The 3,134-nt window shown below is 45.6% G+C and carries 3 protein-coding genes; 2 read left to right on the top strand and 1 reads right to left on the bottom strand.

The annotated features are described in order from the left end of the window. On the top strand, positions 1–529 hold a 529-nt coding region (locus tag ACR0P9_RS09915), incomplete at its 5' end, for a stage IV sporulation protein A (protein ID WP_432619711.1). Positions 530–924: 395 nt separating this feature from the next. On the opposite strand, the gene ACR0P9_RS09910 is transcribed toward ACR0P9_RS09915, so the two are convergent. Further along, positions 925–1,614: a Crp/Fnr family transcriptional regulator gene (locus ACR0P9_RS09910; protein ID WP_432619709.1), complete on the bottom strand. Its 690-nt coding sequence runs from the start codon at positions 1,612–1,614 to the stop codon at positions 925–927. A 239-nt stretch (positions 1,615–1,853) separates the two neighbouring features. Between ACR0P9_RS09910 and ACR0P9_RS09905 the strand changes: the two genes are divergently transcribed. Beyond that, positions 1,854–2,660, top strand: a complete 807-nt coding sequence (locus ACR0P9_RS09905) for an amidohydrolase family protein (protein WP_432619707.1) — start codon at positions 1,854–1,856, stop codon at positions 2,658–2,660. Positions 2,661–3,134: the final 474 nt, after the last annotated feature.

Genomic DNA, 3,134 nt, shown 5'->3' with positions numbered 1-3,134 from the left:
TTTCTATCAGATCGCTGGGGAGCAGTCCGGTTTGGCTATTCACGGAGAACAGGATCTCATTCCTCTGCTCACCAAGCTCGCCGCCGTGCAAAAAGAATATCAGCGGTTTGACGGTGCCCTACAGCAAGTGCAGCAGACCGGCTACGGCATTGTCATGCCGACGATTGACGAGCTGACCTTGGATGAGCCGGAGATTGTCCGACAGGGTGGACGATACGGTGTGCGCCTGACCGCATCCGCGCCGTCCATTCACATGATTCGCGCAGACATTCAAACCGAGGTCTCGCCCATTGTCGGATCGGAAAAGCAGTCCGCGGATCTCGTTGCCTATCTGATGTCGGAATTTAACGGAGAGCCGGAACGCATTTGGCAAACCAATATCTTTGGCAAGTCTCTCAACGAGCTGGTCAGCGAAGGCATGAACACCAAGCTCGCTCGTATGCCGGAAGAAGCCCGCAGCAAGCTGCAGGAAACACTAGAGCGCATCATCAACGAAGGTTCCGGCGGGCTGATCTGCATTATTCTATAATGCATCACCCCTATTACTCTATTTAAGTAGATTCTACTTAAATATTTCTAAAAACGAGAAATTCCCCTTGTTTTTACCGAATTTTGTACACTTTTTCATTGACAATATGATGAAAATCCACTATACTAAACACATGCTAACAAGGGCGTTGCAGAATGAATTCTGCGACGCTCTTTTTTATTCCAGCATACCAGAGCATGAGCCGCAGACCGCATCTGCACCTCCTTTTCCGCTGTTTCGTCACACGCAGCGGGAACCTTCGTATCACGAAAAACAAATCTATTCCTCTATACACATCTTCAATCATCTTTCACATGTGCAGATGGTATTTGCCGCCTCATCTCTCGTTTAAACAAACAGCGCAGATCACGTGATCTGCGCTGTTTGTTTGCTCTTCAATCCAAAAGAGCGGCTATATCAGACTGCATATGAACATATCCATGCAGGCGTTTGGCATCTAAGATAGTAATGGTCTTTTCCATATGAGAAATGAGCTGCAAGCCTTCCAGCTCTGCCAAAGAGCGATACAGCGTCGCACGGCTGACATTAAGCCGCCGCGCCAGTCCGGCAAAGCCGTCTATCAGCCGCACCATTCCCTGCTCCTCATGCTGCATCAGATACATGCCCAGTGCAATGCCCGGCGTCGGCGCCGTGAACTGCTGCAAGCGATTGACCGAATGATGCACCTGATCTGCCAGCATGGTCAGATAATTCTCTCGAATTTGTGTATTTTCTTCCAGCAAATCACGCAGCTGCTGTTTTTTCAAAAACGTCAAGACACTGTTCGTCTTTGCTTTTACGCAATATTCTACGACCGGAAGAATCTCAGAAAACAAATCTTCTACGCCAATGAATTCACCGGGGCATATATTGTAATATAACACCCCATGTAAATTGGAAACTTCGAGCTTTCCAGACAGCAGAAATCCCATGGTCTCCCGCTCCTGCAATTCTTGGAGATTTTCTCCTTTCAGCAGGCTGAACGGCATCATGATCTGTGTCAGCCCATGAAAGCCTTTTATATCACATCCGGAAAACAAGCTGGAATGCAAGAACTTGTCTTCTTGTTTCGCCGTCAGTGCCATGGTATACCTCCTTGTCATCTGTCTTATCGATGCAAACTTCTATTGGAAAAATTATACCGCGTATCACAGGTATCGTCAACCAGATTTTGACAATGTTTTCCCTGATTTACCATGCATTTTTTCTCTTTCTTTGGGTTTACCGATACAATTTCGGCATATTTCTCTCCTACTGTACCGCTTGACCAAGTACGAAAAATACAGTATCATAAATTTATCTTCTAAGGAACGGGGGAATCTTTATGAAAATTATTGATGCGCATCTTCATTTTAGTAAAGCCATAGCGGGCTTTGCGCCCATGGCCGAACAAGTTGGACATCAATATACGGAACAGCACTTACAGGAAGAATTTGCCCGTTTAAATATCGAGCGGGCGATTGTCATGGGAAATGGCAGCATTCGTCCGGAATGCCACCAATACCCCGATTTTCTGCGATATTGTATCGGACTGGACAATCAGATCATGGAAGCACTGCCGGATGCCCATATTCTCGACTTGTTGGAGCAGAATTTGCAGCGTGAAAGCTGTGTCGGTGTCAAGCTGTATCCGGGATATAATCACGTGTATGTCGGAGACGAACGGTTTTTCCCGTTGTATGAACTGGCAGCCCAGTACGACAAACCGGTTGCCATTCACACCGGTTCGACTGCTAACGGCATGGGATTTTTGAAATACTGCCACCCGCTCACTGTGGATGACGCTGCCGCACAATTCCCCAAGACGCGATTTGTCATGTGTCATTTCGGCAATCCGTGGCTGCCGGATGCTGCCGCTGTCCTAGAGAAAAATGCCAATGTTTTTGCCGATCTGTCCGGTTTGCTCGAAGGATTGTTTGATCTGGATGAGCTGTTTGAAGAAAACAGCGGATATTTTTCTCTGCTCCGCACGTGGCTGGGCTATGCTGGCGGATATGAAAAAGTGATGTACGGCACTGACTGGCCTCTTGTCAATATGGAGCAGTATATTCACTTCATGCAGCGCTTGATTCCGGAAAAGCACCACGAAAAGGTCTTTTATCAGACCGCCAAACACGTCTATCATTTGTAATGTTTTGATTCTGTTGCACCGCCGAAAATCGGCGGTGCTTTTTTGCCTTAATCCTATATATTAAGATTTTCTAAAGATTTATTTTCCTGTCTTGTTTTTTATCTATAGCACAAGTATACTTCCAGTAGATATTCTCGAATTAGGAGGCACTCAATGATAAAATCTTCTATATTTTCTCGCTGTATACATATCATGACATCCTGTGCACTTATCCTATGCATGATATGTATCATATTTTTCGTTCATGCAGCACCTAGCATATCCAACAGTGACAGATTTGTTCTGTTTCCTGCCATTTTTTGGTTTGTACTCACGATTTTTATCATCGGAACGATGTTGTCTGTGATTTTATTTTTGTGTCATCTAGTGCGCTTTCGCGAGCTGTCAAAAAAAGCGTTTTGGAGCAATCTCGCATTAGATATTTATCCCTTGCTGCTCCTATTTGTTGTCTCAGGCGGAAATGTATCAAATGTT

Origin of the sequence: Butyricicoccus sp. (assembly GCF_050872565.1) — a bacterium.
Classification (GTDB): Bacteria; Bacillota; Clostridia; order Oscillospirales; family Butyricicoccaceae; genus Butyricicoccus_A.
The sequence above is the reverse complement of the archived record's forward strand: the minus strand, read 5'-3'. Positions and strand labels throughout refer to the sequence as shown.

Coding starts and splice junctions, on each gene's coding strand:
- ACR0P9_RS09910 (WP_432619709.1), bottom strand. CDS start 1,614: ATGGCACTGACGGCGAAACAAGAAGACAAGTTCTTGCATTCCAGCTTG.
- ACR0P9_RS09905 (WP_432619707.1), top strand. CDS start 1,854: ATGAAAATTATTGATGCGCATCTTCATTTTAGTAAAGCCATAGCGGGC.